At 69.5% G+C, this 21,939-nt stretch carries 11 protein-coding genes; 10 read left to right on the plus strand and 1 reads right to left on the minus strand.

The genetic code is table 11. The features are described 5' to 3' along the window. Positions 1-57 precede the first annotated feature (57 nt). From rpmI to ACZ7L1_RS14830, 8 genes are all read left to right on the plus strand, one after another. Entirely contained in the window at positions 58-252 is a 195-nt protein-coding gene (gene rpmI, locus ACZ7L1_RS14795; protein WP_007829094.1) for a 50S ribosomal protein L35, read from the plus strand. Positions 253-365: 113 nt separating this feature from the next. Continuing rightward, the gene (gene rplT / locus ACZ7L1_RS14800; protein WP_004002577.1) at positions 366-749 is read left to right on the plus strand and encodes a 50S ribosomal protein L20; all 384 of its coding nucleotides are present in this window, start codon (positions 366-368) and stop codon (positions 747-749) included. A gap of 218 nt (positions 750-967) precedes the next feature. Next, the gene (locus tag ACZ7L1_RS14805; RefSeq protein WP_471437273.1) at positions 968-1,828 is read left to right on the plus strand and encodes a TrmH family RNA methyltransferase; all 861 of its coding nucleotides are present in this window, start codon (positions 968-970) and stop codon (positions 1,826-1,828) included. 50 nt (positions 1,829-1,878) lie between these two features. After that, on the plus strand, positions 1,879-3,015 hold the full coding sequence (locus ACZ7L1_RS14810; protein ID WP_471437275.1) for a sensor histidine kinase: 1,137 nt from the start codon (positions 1,879-1,881) through the stop codon (positions 3,013-3,015). A 139-nt stretch (positions 3,016-3,154) separates the two neighbouring features. Next, positions 3,155-4,276 (plus strand): phenylalanine--tRNA ligase subunit alpha, encoded by a 1,122-nt coding sequence (gene pheS / locus ACZ7L1_RS14815; RefSeq protein WP_471437277.1) that lies wholly within the window; start codon positions 3,155-3,157, stop codon positions 4,274-4,276. Next, positions 4,276-6,789, plus strand: coding sequence for a phenylalanine--tRNA ligase subunit beta (gene pheT, locus ACZ7L1_RS14820; RefSeq protein ID WP_471437279.1), 2,514 nt, complete (start codon positions 4,276-4,278; stop codon positions 6,787-6,789). The genes pheS and pheT overlap by 1 nt, the downstream gene beginning before the upstream one ends. A 493-nt stretch (positions 6,790-7,282) precedes the next feature. After that, on the plus strand, positions 7,283-8,623 hold the full coding sequence (locus ACZ7L1_RS14825) for a transcriptional regulator (RefSeq protein ID WP_471437281.1): 1,341 nt from the start codon (positions 7,283-7,285) through the stop codon (positions 8,621-8,623). A gap of 151 nt (positions 8,624-8,774) precedes the next feature. After that, complete coding sequence (locus tag ACZ7L1_RS14830; RefSeq protein ID WP_471437283.1) at positions 8,775-9,320, plus strand: NUDIX hydrolase; 546 nt, start codon at positions 8,775-8,777, stop codon at positions 9,318-9,320. A gap of 17 nt (positions 9,321-9,337) precedes the next feature. Here the strand turns inward: ACZ7L1_RS14830 and ACZ7L1_RS14835 are convergent, their stop codons facing one another. Further along, positions 9,338-9,595, minus strand: coding sequence for a hypothetical protein (locus tag ACZ7L1_RS14835; RefSeq protein ID WP_471437285.1), 258 nt, complete (start codon positions 9,593-9,595; stop codon positions 9,338-9,340). A 951-nt stretch (positions 9,596-10,546) separates the two neighbouring features. Between ACZ7L1_RS14835 and ACZ7L1_RS14840 the strand changes: the two genes are divergently transcribed. Then, a complete protein-coding gene (locus ACZ7L1_RS14840) occupies positions 10,547-11,110 on the plus strand; it encodes a BMP family ABC transporter substrate-binding protein (protein ID WP_471437287.1) in 564 nt (187 codons plus the stop codon). A gap of 262 nt (positions 11,111-11,372) precedes the next feature. Beyond that, positions 11,373-21,938, plus strand: coding sequence for a LamG-like jellyroll fold domain-containing protein (locus tag ACZ7L1_RS14845; RefSeq protein ID WP_471437289.1), 10,566 nt, complete (start codon positions 11,373-11,375; stop codon positions 21,936-21,938). Position 21,939 lies beyond the last annotated feature (1 nt).

Here is a 21,939-nt window from a genome sequence, read left to right on the forward strand (position 1 = left end):
GTGCCCGGTTTTAGCGACCGGGCACCGGAGCGCCACCGACGAGGAGAGAACGGCGCTATGCCGAAGAACAAGTCGCACAGCGGTGCCAGCAAGCGCTTCAAGGTCACCGGCTCCGGCAAGGTGCTCCGTGAGCGCGCCGGCAAGCGCCACCTGCTCGAGCACAAGTCGTCCCGTCTGACGCGTCGCCTCACCGGCAACGCCGAGATGGCCCCGGGCGACGCCAAGAAGATCAAGAAGCTTCTCGGCAAGTGACGCCACGGCGCTCGATCTTCTGATCAGTCCGCGCCGTACGTACGTCAGGACCGGGACCCAATCGTTTCGGGCCGTGTGAAGACCACCACGGCCCCGCTACAAGGAGTTAACAAGTGGCACGCGTCAAGCGGGCAGTCAACGCCCACAAGAAGCGCCGGGCGATCCTCGAGCAGGCCTCTGGCTACCGCGGTCAGCGTTCGCGCCTGTACCGCAAGGCCAAGGAGCAGGTCACCCACTCGCTGGTCTACAACTACAACGACCGCAAGAAGCGCAAGGGCGACTTCCGTCAGCTGTGGATCCAGCGCATCAATGCCGCTGCCCGCGCCAACGGCATCACCTACAACCGCTTCATCCAGGGTCTGAAGGCGGCCAACGTCGAGGTCGACCGCAAGATCCTCGCTGAGCTGGCCGTCAACGACGCGGGTGCGTTCGCCGCGCTCGTGGAGGTCGCGCAGAAGGCCCTGCCGTCGGACGTGAACGCGCCCAAGGCCGCGTGACGCGACGGCACCGCGTCGGCTCAGGCCGAAGTGACTGAACGGACCCGCAGGCTACGAAGCCTGCGGGTCCGGTTGTGTCCGGGCCGGCTGGAGTCGGCAAGTCCCCCGGTGCGGCGCTGCGGCACGCACTGCGCGTCGTATCCGGCAGTTCGGCACCGCCGAAGTCCGCCGTCGTGGCTGAGCCGCTGCGGCGGCGACAAGTACTGAAGGTGAACAGCATGCCCTCGGCCACCCCCGAGCTCATCTCTCCCCGCTCTCCCCGCGTCAGCGCCGCGCGGCGGCTGGCGAAGCGGAACTTCCGGGGCAAGGAGCGGCTGTTCCTCGCGGAGGGGCCGCAGGCCGTGCGGGAGGCCGCGGGGCACCGGAGCGGGGGTACGGCGACCCTCGTCGAGCTGTTCGCCACCCCGGACGCGGCGGAGCGGTACCCGGACATCGTGGGGGCGGCCCATGACGCCGGCGCCCGCGTCCACCTCGCCGCCGAGCAGGTCATCGCCGACATCTCCACCACCGTCACCCCGCAGGGCCTCGTCGGGATCTGCCGGTTCCTGGACACCGACCTCGACGCGATCCTCAGGGCCCGCCCCCGCCTGGTCGCCGTCCTCGCCCACGTGCGTGACCCGGGCAACGCCGGAACCGTCCTGCGCTGCGCCGACGCCGCCGGTGCCGAGGCCGTCGTCCTCACCGACGCCTCCGTCGACGTGTACAACCCCAAGGCCGTCCGCGCCTCCGTCGGCTCCCTCTTCCACCTGCCCGTCGCCGTCGGCGTCCCCGTCGAGCGGGCCGTGGCCGGGCTCAAGGACGCCGGCGTGCGCATCCTCGCCGCCGACGGCGCGGGCGAGAACGACCTCGACGACGAACTCGACAAGGGCACCATGGGCGTGCCCACCGCCTGGGTGTTCGGCAACGAGGCATGGGGACTGCCCGAGGAGACGCGGGAGCTGGCCGACGCCGTCGTCCGTGTGCCCATCCACGGAAGGGCCGAGAGCCTGAACCTCGCGACCGCCGCGGCCGTATGTCTCTATGCGTCCGCCCGTGCACAGCGCGCCCCCGCAGGGTGCCGCTCCGTCACTCCCGGCTAGTAGGGTGGCGGGCTCGGGGCCCACGGCCTGACGAGAGGTGGGGTACGGGGATGAGGGTCGGCACGAGCAGAGCACCGGAGGCACGGGACGCGCACCGCGCCCCCGGGCCCCGGCACGGCGATCTCGCCGAGCTCGGCATCGACCCGGACGAACTCCCCGACGGACTCGTCATCGCCGACGAGCACGGCCGCGTGATCTGCTTCAACGCCGCCGCCGAGCGCATCACCGCCGTCCGCGCCGCCGACGCCCTCGGACAACGGCTCGACAAAGCCCTGCCATTAGAAGATCTCGAGGGGCGGCGCTGGTGGCAGCTGACCGATCCCTACGGGGGGCTCGCGATCCGCGTACGGCAGCCGGAGCGCAACCTCCTGCTGCCCGGGGGGCGCGAGGTCCTCGTCTCCGCGCGCTATGTGCGCACCCGCCCCGCCGGACCCATCCGTCGCGTCGTCGTCACCCTCCGCGACACGGAGGCCCGCCGCCGTACCGAACGCAGTCACGCCGAACTGATCGCCACCGTGGCCCACGAACTGCGCTCCCCGCTCACCTCCGTCAAGGGCTTCACCGCCACCCTCCTCGCCAAGTGGGAACGCTTCACCGACGACCAGAAGCGGCTCATGCTGGAGACCGTCGACGCCGACGCGGACCGGGTCACCCGGCTCATCGCCGAGCTGCTGGACATCTCACGGATCGACTCCGGGCGGCTGGAGGTCCGCCGTCAGCCCGTCGACATAGGAGCGGCCGTCGGACGGCACATCCAGGCCTACGTCGCCGCCGGCCAGCCCGCCGACCGTTTCCTGCTGCGCATCGAGCAACCCCTGCCCGCCCTGTGGGCCGACCCCGACAAGATCGACCAGGTGCTCAGCAACCTCCTCGAAAATGCCGTGCGCCACGGGGAGGGAACCGTCACGATTGACATCACGCCCTCGGTGTCGCCCCGCGAAGGCGAGGACACCGGCACGTCGGTCACGGTGAGCGACGAGGGCCCCGGCATCCCGGAGGAGTCCATGAACCGCGTCTTCACCCGCTTCTGGCGGGGCAGCAAGCGCGGGGGCACGGGCCTCGGGCTCTACATCGTCAAGGGCATCGTCGAGGCCCACGGCGGCACCATCACGGTCGGCCGCGCCCGCGGCGGCGGCGCCGAATTCCGATTTACGTTGCCCGTGGGGGCACCGGCCTACCTGGCCTGAGCAACCCACGGGCGCATTCACTTTCCCCAGCCCCGTTAGACTCGGCCATTGGCGCCTTTGCGTCCCAATATCCGGAGACGATTCGTCCGCGAGTCGGTGACGGGGACCGTCAGCCAGCCAATCGGAAGCACGGGAAGAGATGTCGGCACCCAATAAGTCGTACGACCCTGTCGAGGTCGAGGCCTTGAAACCGGAAGAGATCGAGCGCATGCGGGACGAGGCGCTCGCCGCCTTCGCCGCCGCGGACTCCCTCGACGCGCTCCACGAGGCCAAGGTCGCCCACACCGGCCCCACCTCGCCGCTGGCTCTCGCCAACCGCGAGATCGGCGCCCTGCCCCCACACGCCAAGGCCGACGCCGGCAAGCGCGTGGGCCAGGCCCGTGGCGCCGTGAACAAGGCCCTCTCCGGCCGCCAGGCCGAACTCGAGGCCGAGCGGGACGCCCGCGTGCTGGTCGAGGAGTCGGTGGACGTCACGCTGCCCTACGACCGCGTGCCCGCGGGCGCCCGGCACCCGCTGACCACGCTCTCGGAGCGCATCGAGGACGTCTTCGTCGCCATGGGCTACGAGGTCGCCGAGGGCCCCGAGGTGGAGGCGGAGTGGTTCAACTTCGACGCCCTGAACATCGGCCCGGACCACCCGGCCCGCGGCGAGGCCGACACCTTCTTCGTGCAGGCGCCCGACGGCGGCTCGGAGTCCGGTGTCGTGCTGCGCACCCACACCTCGCCCGTGCAGATCCGCTCCCTGCTGAACCGCGAGCTGCCGGTCTACGTGATCTGCCCCGGCCGCGTGTACCGCACCGACGAGCTGGACGCCACCCACACCCCGGTCTTCCACCAGGTCGAGCTGCTCGCGGTCGACGAGGGCCTGACCATGGCGGACCTGAAGGGCACGCTGGACCACATGGTCCAGTCGCTGTTCGGCGAGGGCATGAAGACCCGGCTGCGGCCGAACTTCTTCCCGTTCACCGAGCCGTCCGCCGAGATGGACATGGTGTGCTACGTCTGCCGCGGTGAGTCCGTCGGCAACCCCGACCGACCCTGCCGCACCTGCTCCTCCGAGGGCTGGATCGAGCTCGGCGGCTGCGGCATGGTCAACCCGCGGGTGCTCACCGCCTGCGGCGTCGACCCGGAGAAGTACAGCGGCTTCGCCTTCGGGTTCGGCATCGAGCGGATGCTGATGTTCCGCCACAACGTCGAAGACATGCGAGACATGGTCGAGGGTGACGTCCGGTTCACCCGGCCGTTCGGGATGGAGATCTGATGCGGGTCCCGCTTTCCTGGCTGCGGGAGTACGTCGACCTGCCGGCGACTGAGACCGGGCGTGACGTCCAGGCCAAGCTCATTTCGGCCGGCCTCGAGGTGGAGACCGTCGAGCAGCTCGGCGCCGACCTCACGGGTCCGCTGGTCGTGGGCCAGGTGCTGACCATCGAGGAGCTGGAGGGCTTCAAGAAGCCGATCCGCTACTGCACCGTCGACGTCGGCAAGGCCAACGGCACCGGCGAGCCGCAGGAGATCGTCTGCGGCGCCCGTAACTTCGCCGTCGGCGACAAGGTCGTGGTGGCCCTCCCCGGCGCGGTCCTGCCCGGCGACTTCGCGATCGCGGAGCGCAAGACGTACGGCCGGATGTCGCGCGGCATGATCTGCTCCAGCGAGGAGCTGAACATGGGCGACGACGGCACCAAGGGCATCATCGTGCTGCCGCCCGGCACCGAGGTCGGCAAGGACGCGATCGAGCTGCTCGAGTTGGTCGACGAGGTGCTCGACATCGCGGTGACCGCCAACCGCGGTGACTGCCTGTCGATCCGCGGTGTCGCCCGCGAGACCGCCATCGCCTACGGCCTGCCGCTGCGCGACCCCGCGCTGCTCGACGTGCCGGCGCCGAACGCGTACGGCCACCCGGTGAAGATCTCGGAGCCCCTCGGCTGCGACCGCTTCACGGCCCGTACGGTGACCGGCGTCGACCCCGAGGCCCGCTCCCCGATCTGGCTGCAGCGCCGGCTGCAGAAGGTCGGCATGCGCCCGATCTCGCTCGCCGTCGACATCACCAACTACGTGATGATGGAGGTCGGCCAGCCGCTGCACGCCTACGACCGCAAGCTGGTCCAGGGCACGATCGGCGTACGCCGCGCCGAGGAGGGCGAGAAGTTCACCACCCTCGACGGCGTGACGCGCACCCTGCACGCCGAGGACCTCGTCATCACCGACGACCGCGGCCCGATCGGCCTCGCCGGCGTCATGGGCGGCGCCAACACCGAGATCGCGGACCACGACGACGTCGAGAACGCCACCACCGAGATCGTCATCGAGGCCGCGCACTTCAACCAGGTCTCCATCGCCCGTACCGCGCGCCGTCACAAGCTGTCCTCCGAGGCGTCACGCCGCTTCGAGCGCGGTGTGGACCCGCTGGCCGCGCCCGCCGCCGCCCAGCGCACGGTCGACCTGCTGGTGCTGCTCGCGGGCGGTACCGCCGACGCGGGCGTCACCGAGATCATCGCGCCGTCCGCGCCGCACACCATCGCCATGCCGGCCGACCACCCGGACAAGGTCGCCGGCGTGCACTACGGCCGCGAGACCGTCGTACGCCGCCTGCAGGAGGTCGGCTGCGACGTCTACGGCCAGGACGAGCTGATCGTCACCGTGCCGTCCTGGCGGCCGGACCTGGCGGAGCCGAACGACCTGGCCGAGGAGGTCATCCGGCTGGAGGGCTACGAGAACCTGCCCTCCACCCTGCCCAAGCCCCCGTCCGGGCGCGGTCTGACCCACCGGCAGCGGCTGCACCGCCGCGTCGGCCGGGCCCTGGCCGGGGCCGGTTACGTCGAGGCGCCGACCTACCCGTTCGTCAGCGAGCAGGTCTTCGACCAGTTCGGTCTGGAGAGCGACGACCCGGCCCGCCGCGCGGTCAAGTTGGTCAACCCGCTCAGCGACGAGGAGCCCGCGCTGCGCACGACGCTGCTGCCGGGCCTGCTCGGCGCGCTGCGCCGCAACGACGGCCGCGGCTCGCACGACCTGGCGCTGTTCGAGACCGGGCTGGTCTTCCACCCGCGTCAGGAGCGGCGTGTGGCCGCCCACCTGCCGGTCGACCGGCGTCCCACCGATGAGGAGATCGCCGCGCTGACCGCCGTGCTGCCCGAGCAGCCGCGCCACGTGGCCGTCGTCCTCGCGGGCGCCCGGGAACAGGCCGGCTGGTGGGGCAAGGGCCGCCCGGCCGAGTGGGCCGACGCGGTCGAGGCCGCCCGGACCGTGGCCCGCGAGGCCGGGGCCGAGCTGATCGTCCGCAAGGGCCAGTACGGGCCGTGGCACCCGGGCCGCTGCGCCGAGCTCGCCGTCGTCACGGACGGTGCCGAGCGGGTCGTGGGCCACGCGGGCGAGCTGCATCCCCGCGTTCTGAAGGCGCTGGGGCTGCCCGAGCGCACCTGCGCGATGGAGCTGAACCTGGACGCGCTGGAAGCGGTCGGCGACGGCACTCCGCAGGCACCGGGCATCTCCACCTTCCCGGTCGCCACGCAGGACGTCGCGCTCGTCGTCGACAAGCCGGTGCCGCAGGCGGATGTCGAGGCCGCGCTGCGCGAGGGCGCCGGTGAACTCCTCGAGTCCATCCGGCTGTTCGACGTCTACGAGAACGAGGAGCAGCTGGGGGAGGGCCGCAAGTCGCTGGCGTACGCGCTGCGCTTCCGGGCGGCCGACCGGACGCTCACGGTGGACGAGGCGTCCGCCGCGCGCGACGCGGCGGTGGCGCTGGCCGCTGAGCGCACGGGGGCAGTGCTGCGGAGCTAGCTCCGCCGGGGAGTGTCGGGGAACTGCGGGTTGTTCGCCGGTCGCGGGCCGTCCGTGGCTGGTCGCGCAGTTCCCCGCGCCCCTATCGGGGCGCGTCCGTGTCGAGCTCGCGCAAACGTGCCCCTTTCAGGGGCGCGGAGCTGCGACATCATGCGGCTTCGGCGCGTCCGCGTGTGCGCGAGAAACCACGACGAGCCCGCGCCCGACGAACGAACTGGGGTACCCGGCGCTTCCAGCGAAGCGCCTGGCACGGCCACGCCGTCCGCCGGCCACGGAGTGTCGGGCAGGCAGCCGGTCGGACGGCGTGGAGGGGCCGCCGCACTGTACGAGGGGGAGCCGGCGGCCCGGCCGGCCTCTTGCGAGGGATTTCAAGTCAAGCGGCCGGAAACCCTCCGCGACAGCGCACGCACAGCGCGGATTCGCGCACTCCGTTCACACCCCGTGTGAAGTGGTTCGCACTACCCTGGCGAAACCGAGCCACCGGAGTGCACCCATGCAGCCCAACACTCTGCTCGACGCGATCCTCGACGAGGCGGGAATCTCCCACGCGGGACTGGCCGCGCACGTCAACCAGGCGGGGCGGGCACGCGGCCTCGCGCTGAGGTACGAACACACGGCCGTGGCACGGTGGTTGAAGGGCCAGCGCCCGCGCGGCCAGGTGCCCGACCTGATCTGCGAGGTGCTCGCGGCCCGGCTGCACCGCCCGGTGACCCTCGACGACATCGGCCTCGGCGTGCCCGGCGAACCGGCCGCCCCGCACGGCTCCAGCCTCTCCGGGTTCGTCGAGCGGGCCACCGCCCTGTGGCGCTCCGACGAACAGCAGCGCCCTCACGTCCTGGGCGCCCCGGCCGTGACCGGCACGCCCGCCGTGATGCCCGTGTGGGAGTGGGAGAACCCGCCCGAGGACGTGGACGTCTCCCGCGGCGGCCGCCACCGGGTCACCCCCGCCGACATCGACATGCTGCGCGCGGCCCGCGCCCACTACGAGCAGATGTACCGCAAGGCGGGCGGCATAGCCACCCGTGCCCGTATCGTCGGCTTCCTCAACGCCGAGACGGCACCGCTGCTGCGCGGCGGCTACACCGACGCGATGGGCCGCCAACTGCACCGTGCCACCGGGGGACTTGTCGCGATCGCCGGTATCTGTGCGTACGACTCCGACGCCCACGGCCTCGCCCAGCGCTACTTCCACCAGGCCCTGCGCCTGGCCAAGGCCAGCGGGGACCGGGGGCTCGGCGCGTACGTCATAGCCCTGCTGGTCAACCAGTCGCTGCTCATGAGGGAGTACCGGCAGGCCGTGGCCTTCGCCGAGGCCGCGCTCCGCGCCGCGGGCAAGCAGATCACCCCGGCGCTCGCCTCCGACCTGTACGCGATGCAGGCGAAGGCGTACGCGCACCTCGGGGACGTGTCGGGCGCGCTGTCCTGCATCCGGCGGGCCGAGTCGGCCGCCGAGCGCATCCGGCGCGGCCACGAACCGGACGAGACCGGCTACGTCCAGCCCGGCCTCGTCAACGTCCAGGTCGCCGAGGCGCTGCTCAGCCTTGGCGACCTGACGGCGGCCGGGGAGCACGCCGCGGCCGCGGTGGGTACGCCCGCGCACGACCGGGGCCGGGTGCACCGGCTCGCCATGCTCAGCCAGATCGAACTGCGCCAGGGCAACGCCGACAAGGCGGTGGCCACCGCCGTGGAGATGGCGGAGCGGGCCCGCGGAATGGAGTCCATGCGCCTGCGCGACAGACTCCGGGCGGTGCGCGAACACCTCGTCCGCAGTGGCTGCGCCGGAACGGCCGAGGCGGCCGAACTCATCGACGGGGCCCTGCGCGTACCGCTGTAGTCACCGCCCCACCACTGCATGAGTGCCGCGCGATGTCCGCCGGCACGGACGACTGCGCCCGCCGCTGCGCCGGGCGTGCGCCGCTGTGAGCCTGCTGAGTCGCCGCTCCTGCTGCGATATTGCCCCTTACTCGGCGGAAGGTGGCAGAACCATGCAGTGGACGAAACAGAACGAACAAACTGTGTATGAAAACCGCTGGTTCAGCGTCAACCTGGCGGATGTCGAGCTGCCGGACGGCCGGCACCTCGACCACTTCCTGATACGGCTGCGGCCCGTCGCCGTGGCCACCGTCGTCAACGACGCCAACGAGGTGCTGCTGCTGTGGCGGCACCGCTTCATCACCGACAGCTGGGGGTGGGAACTCGCGGCGGGCGTCGTCGAGGACGGCGAGGACATCGCCGACGCGGCGGCCCGTGAACTCGAGGAGGAGACCGGCTGGCGGCCGGGACCTCTGCGGCATCTCATGAGCGTGGAGCCCTCCAACGGACTCACCGACGCCCGGCACCATGTCTACTGGGCGGACGAGGGCGAGTACGTCGGGCACCCCGTGGACGACTTCGAGTCGGATCGCCGGGAATGGGTTCCCCTCAAACTCGTCCCCGACATGGTCGCCCGTGGGGAGGTCCCGGCCGCCAACATGGCGGCCGCGTTACTGCTTCTGCATCACCTCAGGCTCGGGCAGGACGCGATGTCCTGAGCCACGTGCGTCCGGCTCTAGTGGCCAAGGGCCTGCCAGACGGCCACGACGAGCGCGCCCACCGCCGTGAGGGTGGCGACGGCGGGCAGCGGCCAGCGTGCCTGTTCCAGCGTGATGAGGCGGGTGTGCAGTTCGTCCAGCTCCTTGGCCGTCTCCTCGGTGCGATGGCTGAGCAGCGCCAGCCCACCCTCGACGCGCGTGTAGGCCACGTCGAGTCGGCGGCGTAACTCTGCGAGTTCTCCATGGACGACGGGATGCTCGGGATCGGCGGTCACAAGTCCGCTCCTTTCCGTAGTCGTCTCACATCCCTTGCATGCGCATGCTGAGTCAACTCGCCTGGTGGGCGGGTGAGGAGAGTGTGCGAGCGGCATATGCGGGTTCGTCCCGCACACGCCGTGTGAACGGCGTGTGCCCGGCACCGTCCGACGGTGCCGGGCCCACGCGAGCCGGGTCTTGACGCCGGGTGGTCAGGAGTAAGTGTAGAAACCCGAGCCGGTCTTGCGCCCCGGCCGACCCGCTTCGACCCCCGGCCAAAGCCGATCGGGCTGGGGCCCGCAGGTTCGCCGAGCAGCACGGCGGCCTGCGTGAACTCCTCGGCGAGCTCCCCCTCGGGTTCGAAGCCGAAGCCGCGCGCGTAGTCGGCGGCCCCGAACACCAGAGCGCGGGCGAGGTCGGCCGGAACCTGCACATGCCCCTCGAAGGCGCTGAGGTAGAGCCCCCCCGGTGCCTGGCCAGCCGACTTTCACTCATCGGCTCCGGAGCGAGCGCGTTCTTCACCCCCAGACACCACACGCCCAGCAGGAACCCCGCGACCTGCGCCTTCGTTGAACGCGTGCTGTCCGCGGCGACGAGCACCGCGACCAGGCCGCGCACCTCCTCCGCGTCGGAAGCGCCGGGGTCAAGGCCTGCCCACTGCGGCGCACCCTCAAGATCCACACTGCGGCTCCAGCCGGCGTTCACCCAGCAACGAGGCTCGCCGCGACCCGGCCCCGAGGCCGCGACCGCGCCATTCAGCACCCCGACAACGTCTGCGGCGCTCATCCCCATCGCCCTGGCGATCGCCTTCACCGACCGACCCTGCTGATCAAGCAGCCGCACCCGCGCAACAAGCGACTCATCCACTGGTCGAGCCCCGGCTGACGCAGAGTCCTTGAGGTCGGAACACTGTTCTATTCTCGCCTCCGCACGGGGTGATGGTCACTCCGGGATTCCGGAAGGACACGGACATGCAGTGGTCGTGGCAGTGGTTGGGGCGGATCTGGTCGGCTTCGCAGGGGGCGGTGCGTGGGCGTCCGGTCGTCTTCGGCGTGGGACTCGGGGTCGTGGTCGCCGCCGCGGTGGCGGCGGTCTTCCTGTGGCCGTCCACGGGGAAGGACGATGTGATGCCGACGGCGCGGGCCTACCGCGACGTGGACGCCTGTCTGCTCACCGACAGCCGCGGAATCTCGCCGGGTCTACCGGCGGCGCCGGTGTGGGCCGGCATGCAGGACGCCTCCCTCGCGACCAAGGCGCGGGCGAGTTTCCTGTCGGCGATGGGGCCGGACACCCAGGCGAACGTCGTGCCGTACGTCAACTCCCTGGTGCAGGAGCACTGCTCGGTGGTGGTGGCCGTGGGCTCGACGCCGGTGAACGCCGTGCGTGCGGTGGCGCCCCGTCAGAAGGATGTGCATTTCGTCGTCGTGGGCGACGGAGTGGATTCCGCGAACGTCTCGGTGGTGCGGGAGGGCGACCGGACGAAGGTGAGGGAGCACGTGCGTGAACTTCTCACCTCTCTGACCCGAGCGTCCTGACACATCCCCTTCGAGGAGTTCAATCCGCTTATGACCCAGGCATATTGGGCTGGTCGGACACCAGTTGCCTCATACCCAGTAAGGATCATGTAAAAAGATCGACTGACTGTGGTCAGAACGTGATCACCAAGGAAGCATTGATCTTGTTTTGTGTTCACAATGTTTCCTTTAAGGATCGATCATGTCCTCCGTTCAACGTCGCCGCTCAGCGCGGCAACCACGGTGGTTGCGCCGCCGTTGGTTGGCGCGTGGCGTCACCCTGATGGTCAGTTTCCTGCTCGCGTTCATACCGTCCGCCGAAGAGGCGATGGCGCAGGGAATGACGCTCCCGGCTCTGACCATGCCGAAGATGACCCTGAGCGGCCTCTGGGACTGGCTCAACACCTCGCCGCTCAAGCTGCCCAAGCAGCTCGGCGGTTCGGCGAGCGGGCTGGCCCACACCGCGTCGGCGGCGCGCACGCGCGCGAACGGCGGCCACGGTCACAAGCCGGGCTCCGGCAAGGGCGAACTGCCCGCGGACACCCGGCACCACCGCGCCACGAAGGAACACACCACGGGCGCCGCGGTGGTCAAGGGGCGTGACGGTTTCGTCGCGGCGACCAGCAAGCGCGACGCGGCCGCCTCGTCGGCGAAGGTCGACGTGTTCCGCAACGCGAACGGCACGACGACCAGGCGCGTGTACTTCTCCCGCCACAACTTCCGTGCCCCCGACGGCTCCTGGAAGCCGATCGACACCACGCCGGTGAAGTCCGGCGGACGTTGGCGGGAGAAGGCCAACGACGTGGCGGTCGACCTCGCCGGTGTGGCGGGCGACGAGCGGCTGGCGTCGGTGGAGTCCGGCTCCGGGCACAACGTGGCGTACGCGCTGAAGGGCGCGCAGGACGTGCCGGGCGTCACGGACGCGGACGGCACCGTCTCCTACGCCGGCGTGCTGCCGGACACGGACCTGAAGCTGGTACCGCTGGCGGACGGCGTCAAGGAGAAGATCGTCCTGTCCTCGGCGAAGGCGCCGACGTCGTGGTCGTTCAAGCTGGACGCCTCGGGTCTGACGCCGCGCCTCGCCGACCAGGGGTCGGTCGAGTTCACCGACGCCTCGGGCGCCGTGGTGGAGCGGATTCCGCACGCGTTCATGCAGGACTCGAGCGTGAACCGCAGGTCCGGCGAGCCGACGACCTCGCAGGCGGTGGAGTACGGTCTCTCGCGGTCCGGCGACGACTGGATCCTGACCATGACGGCGGACCGTTCGTGGCTGGGCGCCAAGAACCGGGTGTGGCCGGTCACGGTGGACCCGACGCTGGCCGTGAGCGACAGCACGTACGCCGAGAGCAACCTCTCGGGCGACCACTCCACGGAGGACGTGCTCAAGGTCGGCTCGTACGACTCCGGCACGCACAGCGCCAACTCGTTCCTGCACCTGACGGGCCTGACCGGCATGATCACCGGTCAGACCGTGTCGGCGGCGAGCCTGCACCTCTTCGACATCTGGGCCGCGACCTGTACCGCTGAGCCGTTCTCCGTCGCCTCGATCAGTGCCTCGTGGACGGGTTCGGCGGTCACGTCCTACCCGGGCCCGGCGTACGACAGCCCCGCGCTGGGACAGCTGACCGCCAACCCGGGTGCGGCGTGCACCAACTCCGGCGGTTCGCGGACCACGGGTACGTGGATGAACGTGCCGCTGAACACCACCTGGTTCAACGGCATCGCCGGCGGAACGGTCAGCAACCACGGTCTCGCGCTGTACTCGACGAACACCGACGCCCTGCACTGGAAGCAGTTCGACTCGGTCAACGCTCCCACCAGCTACCGGCCCTACCTGGACCTGACGCTGAACGGGAACGTCGCCCCGCAGATCGACGCCTCCTACCCGCCGGACAACTACAACACCCAGACGCTGAAGCCCGAACTGGTGGCGTACGGCTACGACTCGGACAACTACCCGGGTTCGGCGCTGAAGTACCAGTTCCAGCTCCTGGACGCCTCCACCGGTGCGGTGATCTCCGACTCGGGGCTGATCACCGGTGGTGACTGGACCGTCCCCTCGGGGAAGATGACCTGGGGCGGCACCTACCTGTGGCAGGTGCGCACCTACGACAGCCTGCTGTACTCGCCGTGGACGCAGAGCGAGCTCACGGCCGTGGTGCCGCAGCCCGTGGTGACCTCGGGTCTGTCGCAGAACACCGACGGACACGACTTCGATCCGAGCGTCGGCAACTACACCACCTCCGACACCGACGCCGACGTGCAGACGGTCGGCCCGTCGCTGTCGGTCGAGCGTGACTACAACTCCCTGGACCCGCGGGTGGACGGCGCGTTCGGCGCGGGCTGGTCGACGGTCGCGGACATGGAGGCCGCGGAGGTCAAGGACTCCTCGGGCGCGTTGGCGAGTGTCAACATCACCTACCCCGACGGTTCGCAGGTCGGCTTCGGCAAGAACGCCGACGGCTCCTTCACCCCGCCGCCGGGGCGCTGGGCGTCCCTGACCGCGACCACCACGCCGGCCGGCTACAAGCTGGTGGACAAGGACGACACCGCATACCTCTTCCAGAAGGGGATCACGGGCAGGACGGGCGCGTACGCGATCACCTCGATCACGGACTACGCCGGCCGCGCGGAGACCTTCGACTACAGCTCCGGCCCGCTCACCAAGATCACTTCGCAGGTCTCGGGCCGCACGCTGAACTTCACCTGGTCGAAGCCCGCGGGCGCGACCGTCTCCCACGTGGCGACGGTGGCGACCGATCCCGCGACGGCGGGGAACTCCAGCACGATCGAGACCTGGAGCTACGGCTACAGCGGCGACAACCTGACCTCCGTCTGCCCGCCTGCCGACCCCACGCACTGCACCACCTACGGCTACGCCGCCGGCAACCATTACCGGACCACGGTGTTGGACGCGGACCCGTTCGCGTACTGGCGCATGGGTGAGACGTCCGGCACGACGGCCGCCGACGGTGTGGACACCAACGAGGGCAACCTCAACGGCACTTATCACAACGTCACCCTGGGCTCGACCGGGCCGCTGGCGAGCAGCCACGCCGCGTCGTTCAACGGCACCAGCTCGTACCTGTCGATCCCGGGCACGCCGGGCGCGACGCGCACGTACGCGTCGGTGTCGCTCTGGTTCAAGACGTCCCAGGCCGGCGGCGTGCTGTTCTACTACGGTGACAAGCCGCTGACCGACTCCGACCCGGTCGCGAACACCAAGTACAACACCCCGGCGATCTACATCGGCACCAACGGCAAGCTGCACGGCTGCTTCGCGATGGCCGCCGGCTGCAACACCCCGATCCAGTCCGCGACCACGGTCAACAACAACGCCTGGCACCAGGTGGTCCTCACCTCCGCGGGCAACACCCAGTCGATGTACCTCGACGGCGCCCTGGCCGGAACCATGGCCGGCAGCCTGTGGTCCTGGAACCAGCCGTACGTCACCTTCGGCGCGGGTGTGGACACCCACGGCTGGCCCGACATGCCCGCCGACACCCTCGGCCACTACAGCGGTCTGATGGCCGAGGCGGCGATCTTCAACCAGCCGCTGGACGCGGCGACGATCACCAACCAGTACTCGGCGGCCACGACGTCCGCGAAGGTGCTGCAGACCATCACGCTGCCCTCGGGCAAGACCCAGAACAGCGTGCAGTACAACGCGGTCGACGACACCATCTCCCAGGAGACGGACAACAACGGCGGCGTCTGGAAGCTGAGCCCGCCCACGGTCACCGGATCCTCGCAGGTCTACCGCTCCGCGGTGATGGGTGCCGGACCCTCCGGCTACTGGCGGCTGAGCGACACCTCGGGTTCCGCCGGGGCCAACGAGGTCAACACCGGCCACGCCACCTACAACAACGTCACCCTCAACGCCGCCGGCCCGTTCGGCGCCAGTGACGTGAAGGCGGCGTCGTTCGCGAACGCCTCCGGCTCCTGGGCGAGCCCCGGCACGTCGGAGGTCGACACCTCCAAGAGCTTCAGCGTCTCGGCGTGGGTGAACCTCAACTCCACCACCCGTAACTACACGGCCGTCAGCCAGGACGGCACGTACCACGCCGGGTTCTACCTCGGTTACGAGCACACCCAGAACAAGTGGGCGCTACGGGTTCCGACGGCTGACTCCTCGAGCGGCAACCTGACCACGCAGGCCGTGTACTCGACCGCCATCGCGGCGACCGGCCAGTGGACCCACCTCGCGGCCAGCTACGACGCCACGAGCGGCCAGCTCGCGCTCTACGTCAACGGCACGCTCCAGGGCACGATCGCACGGCCGAACGTGTGGTCCGCGACCGGCGCCCTGCAGATCGGACGCGCCCTGTACGCGGGGAACGAGAGCGACCACTGGGAAGGATCGCTCGCCGAGGTCGCGGTCTTCCGTTCGGCCCTGAGCGCCGCCCAGGTGACGCAGCAGTGGTCGGCGTACAAGGCATCCTCCGGTGTCGCGCCGGTGCGGACGGTGCAGATCCAGGTGCCGACCACCGACGGGTCGACGAAGTACATCACCTACGGCTACGACGTCGACAACGGTGACCGGGTCCTCTCCCAGACGGACGCCCTGGGCAACCGCACCACCTACGGCTACGACACCTCCGGCTTCCTCTACACCACCACGGACCCGGACGGGAACACGACCACCACCGGTCACGACGTGCGTGGCAACGTGGTGTCGAAGACGACGTGCCAGGACCAGTCGCAGAACCTGTGCTCGACGGAGTACTACACCTACTATCCGGACGACACGACGGCGAACCCGACGCCGGACCCGCGCAACGACCTGATGCTCACCGAGCGGGACGGGCGCTCCTCCGGTCCGACGGACAACACGTACCTGACGAGCTACGGCTACGACCAGTACGGCAACCAGACGACGGTGACCACCCCGCCGGTGCCGGGCTTCCCGGCCGGCCGGACCACGACGACGACCTACACCACGGCGACCACGGCCGCCGCGGACACCGGGTACGCCCCGGCGTACCTGGAGGCGTCCGTCGTCACGCCGGGTGGCGCGACCACGACGTACACCTACAACCACAACGGTGACCTGGCGCGGCAGACGGACGCCAACGGCGCGTCGGTCAACTTCGGTTACGACAACATCGGCCGGAAGCTGAGCAGCACCGAGATATCGGACAGCTACCCGGCGGGTCTGACGACGTCGTACACGTACGACAAGGACGACCAGGTCGTTTCTGAGACCGCCCCGCCCGTCCTCGACCGCGTGACCAGCGCGACCCACACCGCGCAGACGACGACGGTCTACGACACCGACGGCAACCCTCTCTCCGAGACGATCAAGGACCTGACCGGCGGGGACGGACAGCGCCGCACCGAGTGGACCTACGACTCGGGCAACCGCATGGCCACCAAGTCGGAGGTCTCGGCCTTCAACGCGGACGGCTCGGACAAGACGCTCCTGACCACGACCTACACGCACGACGTGTACGGCAACGTGGTCACCGAGGTCGACCCGTCGGGGAACGAGACGGACTACACCTTCGACGCCGACAACCGTGGGATCACCACCACGCAGCCCGGCTACACAGGTGACCCGGACAACCCGTCCCCCGCACGCACCCTGACGCTGGACTCGCGGGCGTACGACCCGGCGGGACGTCTCGCCTCGGTCACGAACTCGATGGGCTTCACGACGTCCTACACGTACACGGACAACGGGCTCCCGGCGACGATCACGCGCACGGACGCGGTGACGGACCCGGCCAACCCGAAGTCGTTCGTGGACCAGGTCAACACCTACGACGCCGCCGACAACCTGATCAAGCAGGTCTCCGACGACGGCGCGGCCACGACCACCTTCGCGGTGGACGCGGCGTCCCGCACGACCACCACGACGCTGGACCCCACGGGGTTGAACCGCAGCGACACGGTGTCGTACGACCCGGACGACCACGTGGTCACGTCCACGCACACCGGCGCCTCCGGTACGCCCGAGACGACGTCGTACTCCTACGACGCGCTCGGCAACACCCTCTCGGCGACGGTGCACGACGCCAACACCGCGCCGGTCGGCCGCTGGAAGCTGAACGAGACGTCCGGAACCAACGCGGCCGACTCCTCCGGGGCGAACAACCCCGCGACCGCCGCGAGCGGTGTGACGAGGTCGACCGACCACGGCGGCAGCGCCGTGTTCAACGGCACGTCCACGTCGTACGCGGAGACCGCGAGTCCGGTCGTGGACACCGCGACGGGCTACACCGTCTCGGCGTGGGTCAAGCTCGGCTCCTCGGCGAGCAACTCCACGTTCGTCTCCCAGAACGGCACCACCACCAGCGGCTTCCAGCTGTACTACTCCTCCGGGTCCAACGCCTGGGCGTTCGGTGGTCACGCCAGTGACACCACCGGCGCCGTCTGGACCGCTGCGTACGGCGGCACTCCTGTCGTGGGTCAGTGGACCCACCTGACCGGTGTCTACAACGCCGCGGCGAGCCAGTTCGAGCTCTACGTCAACGGTGCTCTGGCCGGCACGAAGGCCTTCACCACCCCGTGGAACGCCACCAGCACCTTCGACATCGCCCGGAAGAAGTCCGCGGGCACCTGGGGCGAGTACGCCAACGGCTCGATATCCGATGTCCAGGCCTACTCCAGCGCACTGTCCGCCACGCAGGTCTCGAGTCTGTACGGCGGGACGCTCCCTGTGGCGAACTCGACCGTGCACACCACGCGGGAGGACCTGGACCAGCGGGGACTTCCCCTCTGGGCGGCCGACGCGAACGGCAACGTCACGTCCTACGCCTACGACGAGGCCGGGAATCCCGCGGTCACGACGGCGCCGACGGCGAACTCGGAGACGGTCGACGCGGCGACGGGCACCTCGGCCGTCGGGGCCTCGCACGCGGTCGCCTACAACGGTTACAACACCTTCGGCGAGGTGGCGGAGACCAAGGACCCGAACGGCAACGTCGTCACGATCGGTTACGACGCGCTGGGTCAGCAGGTCTCGCAGACCATGCCCACGTACACGCCGCCGGGCTCCTCGACACCGATCACCCCGGTCAGCTCCACGCAGTACAACGCCGCCGGTCAGATCACCTCCGAGACCGACGCACTGGGCAAGGTCACGTCCTACACCTACGACCAGCTCGGCGACCAGGTCGACGAGACGCTGCCGGGCGGACGCACGACGCACTCCGCCTACGACACCAACGGTGACCTGCTGTCGGTGACCGACCCCACCGGCGCGGTGAGCCAGTCCACGTACGACTACCTGGGCCACCAGCTCACCTCCACGCAGGTCGAGCGCCGGCCGTCGCAGGCCGCGTACACCACCACCAACCACTACGACGCCCCCGGCGGCCTGCTGTCGTCGTCGGTGTCGCCGGACGGTGTGACCACGTCGTTCACCTACAACGCGGCCGGTGAGCAGACCACGGTCGTGGACGGGGCGAACAACACCACCCAGTACACCTACGACCTGGACGGCCGCCAGACCAAGGTCACCAACCCGGACGGCACTTTCTCGACGACGACGTACGACGCCTTCGGCAACGCGGTCGGCACCGCGGACTACGACGCCACCTCGATGCTGCGCCGCACCACCTCCGCGCAGTACGACCCGGAGGGCAACCTGACGTCCTCCACCGACGGCAACGGCCACACCACCACCCTCGCCTACGACGCGACGGGAATGGTGACCAAGGAGGTACAGCCGGTCGCGGCCGGACAGTCGATCACGACCTCGTTCGGATACGACGCGGTCGGCAACATCACCCGGTTCACCGACGGCAACGGCTACGACGCCTCGGGCAACCCCGTCGCCGGACACGACTGGCTGACCACGTACAACAAGTGGGGCCTGCCGGAGTCGCAGATCGAGCCGTCCACGCCTGCCTACCCGGCGGTCGCGGACCGGACCTACACCACCGTCTACGACGCCGACGCGCGGGTGACGCAGCAGATGTCCCCCGGCGGCGTGTCCGTCGTCGACTCCTACGACTCGACCACAGGAGACCTGACCAGGCAGACCGGCACCGGTGCCGAGGCGGCGACCGCGGACCACACCTTCGGCTACGACGCCGACGGCCGCGTCACCTCCGCCGCCGCTCCGAACACGGACGACACCTTCACCTACGACGACCGTGGCAACCTGCTCACCACCGCCGGACCGTCGGGAACCTCGTCCTTCGCCTACGGCGGCGACGGGGAGATGACCAGGCGTACCGACGCGGCGGGCACCTCCACCTACGGTTACGACACCGCGGGCCGGCTGAAGACCATCGCTGACGCCGCCACCGGGTCCACCGCCACCGTCAGCTACAACACGATGTCGCTGCCGTCGTCCATCTCCTACGGGACCGGCAAGGCGAACCGCACCCTGCAGTACGACTGGGCGCACCGGCTCACCAGCGACACCCTCACCAAGCCGGCGGGCGGGACCGAGGCGTCGGTCACCTACGGCTACGACCTGAACGACAACGAGACCTCCAAGACCACCACCGGATTCTCGGGGGCCGCGACCAACACCTACACCTACGACTGGGCCGACCGGCTCTCCTCCTGGAACAACGGCACCACCACGACCACCTACGGATACGACAACGCGGGCAACCGCACCAGAGTCGGCGCGGACACCTACACGTACAACGCCCGCAACGAACTGACGTCGGACAGCCACAGCACCTACAGCTACACCGCCCGTGGCACCCTGCGCTCCGTCGTCAACGCACAGAGCCAGACCACCAGCACCACCGCGGACGCCTTCAACCGGGTGATCACCTCCGGTGTGAAGACGTACGCGTACGACGGACTGGACCGGATGGTCACCGCCGGCAACGGGGCCGCCAACCAGACCTTCTCCTACACCGGTATCGCCAACGATCTGGCCTCCGACGGCGCCACCACCTACAGTCGCGACCCCGATGGCGCACTGATCGGCATCAACGCGGGCGGCACCAAGGTGCTGGCCATGACCGACGTGCACGACGACGTGGTCGGCCAGTTCACCGACGCCGGCACGGCGCTGACCGGATCGACCACCTACGACCCGTTCGGCAAGGTCCTCGCCACGCAGAGCATGGTCGGGGCCCTGGGCTACCAGTCGGAGTGGACCGACCCGGACACCTCCCAGGTCGACATGGCCGCGCGTTGGTACAACCCCAACATCGGCCAGTTCTCCTCCCGGGACACGGTCAGCAACAACCCCGTCCCCGACTCGGTCGACGCGGACCGCTTCGCCTACGGCGACGACAACCCGCTGACCAACACCGACCCCACCGGCCACTGGTCGCTGTGGGGCGCGGTGAAGTCCATCAAGAAGAAGGCCTCCCACGCCTGGCACCACTCCAGTCTGCGCCGTCACCTGAAGTCGGCCGCCAGGCACGTCAAGAACTTCGTGAAGCAGGTGAAGAAGCACGGACTGAAGGCCGCGATCAAGAAGGTCGCCAAGCACTACGCCAGGAAGGTCGTCAAGTACGTCCGTGACCACCATCCGGCCATCTACCACTACGTCAGCCACACTTACCACCGCGTTCGGCATTACGTGCACCGCGCGATCAAGAGCGCGACGAGGCACTACCACAGCGCCGTCAAGCAGCTCAAACACGCCGCCAAGGCGGTCGGCGGTGCGCTGAAGAAGGCCAAGAGGGCCGCGGACAAGTTCATCAAGAAGCACAAGACCGCCATCGTCGCGACGCTCGTCACCCTGGCGGTGGTCGGTGCGGCCGTCTGTGTCGTCGCCACCGCCGGCGCCTGCATCGGAGCCATCGGCGGCGCCATGCTCGAGGGCGTCGCGATGGCAGGCGCCGGAGGCGCACTCGCCGGTGGCATCACAGCCGCTATCGCGGAAGGCGGTTCAGCCCTCATCGGCGCCGGCGTCGCAGCCACAGCGGGCGGAGGCGCACTCGCGGTCGAGTCGGCTGCGGGCGAGGAAGCGGCAGCAGGTTCGTCTGCGGCCAAGTCGGTCAGCTCTGCCTCGCCGAGGTCGGCCGGAGGAACCGCCAGGGCCGGCGGAGGTGCCAAGGTCGACGAGGGCGGCGAGGGCGGTGGCCTCAAGGCACCGAAGAAGTCGTCTCAGGGGAATTCGTGCACCTGTCCGTGCAGCTTCTCCCCGGACACCAAGGTCCTGATGAAGGACGGCAAGACCAAGGCGATCGGCAAGATCAAGGTCGGCGACAAGGTCGAGTCCGCCAGCCCCAAGACGGGTAAGCACGAAGGCGCCCGCGATGTTGAGCACGTGTGGGTCAACCACGACCGTGACCTGCTCGACCTGACCGTCCGCACGAAGGGCGGCAAGACCGCCACCCTCCACACCACGTCTAACCATCCCTTCTGGAACGACACCACCCACGCCTGGGTCCCCGCTGGTGAACTTCACCACGGCGATGTCCTCAACACGGCCACCAACGGGCACGTCTACGTAGTCACCACCCGGATCACCCCTGGTGAGGCAGACCGCTGGAACCTCACCGTCCAGGAACTCCACACGTACTATGTGCTGGCAGGGGCCACGCCGGTCCTGGTCCACAACTGCGACGTCTACGACGACCTTCTCTCCGAGGCGCGGGATTCCGGTACCCGCATCGACCCGAAGGACAAGCGGGCGGAATACGAGAGCGCGGGGCGCGCGCTTGAGAAGCACTCAGGGCCAGGTCGTGAGTCCTACGTTCCGGGCCGGTGGCCCATTCCTGAGGGAAAGCGAAACCCAGCGGCGTGGAACTCCCTCGGGCGGCGGGTGCAGGACGAGATATTGGGCAGCGTCGATACGGTAGAGCACTACTACTCCCGAAAGTACAAGAGTAATCTGCTTGACATACGAAGCAGTGACGGAAGGGGGATTAGATATTGGGTCACCGACGGAAAGTTGCGGTTCATGGGATTCCTCGACTAGG

The organism is Streptomyces sp. NPDC107546 (assembly GCF_055639175.1).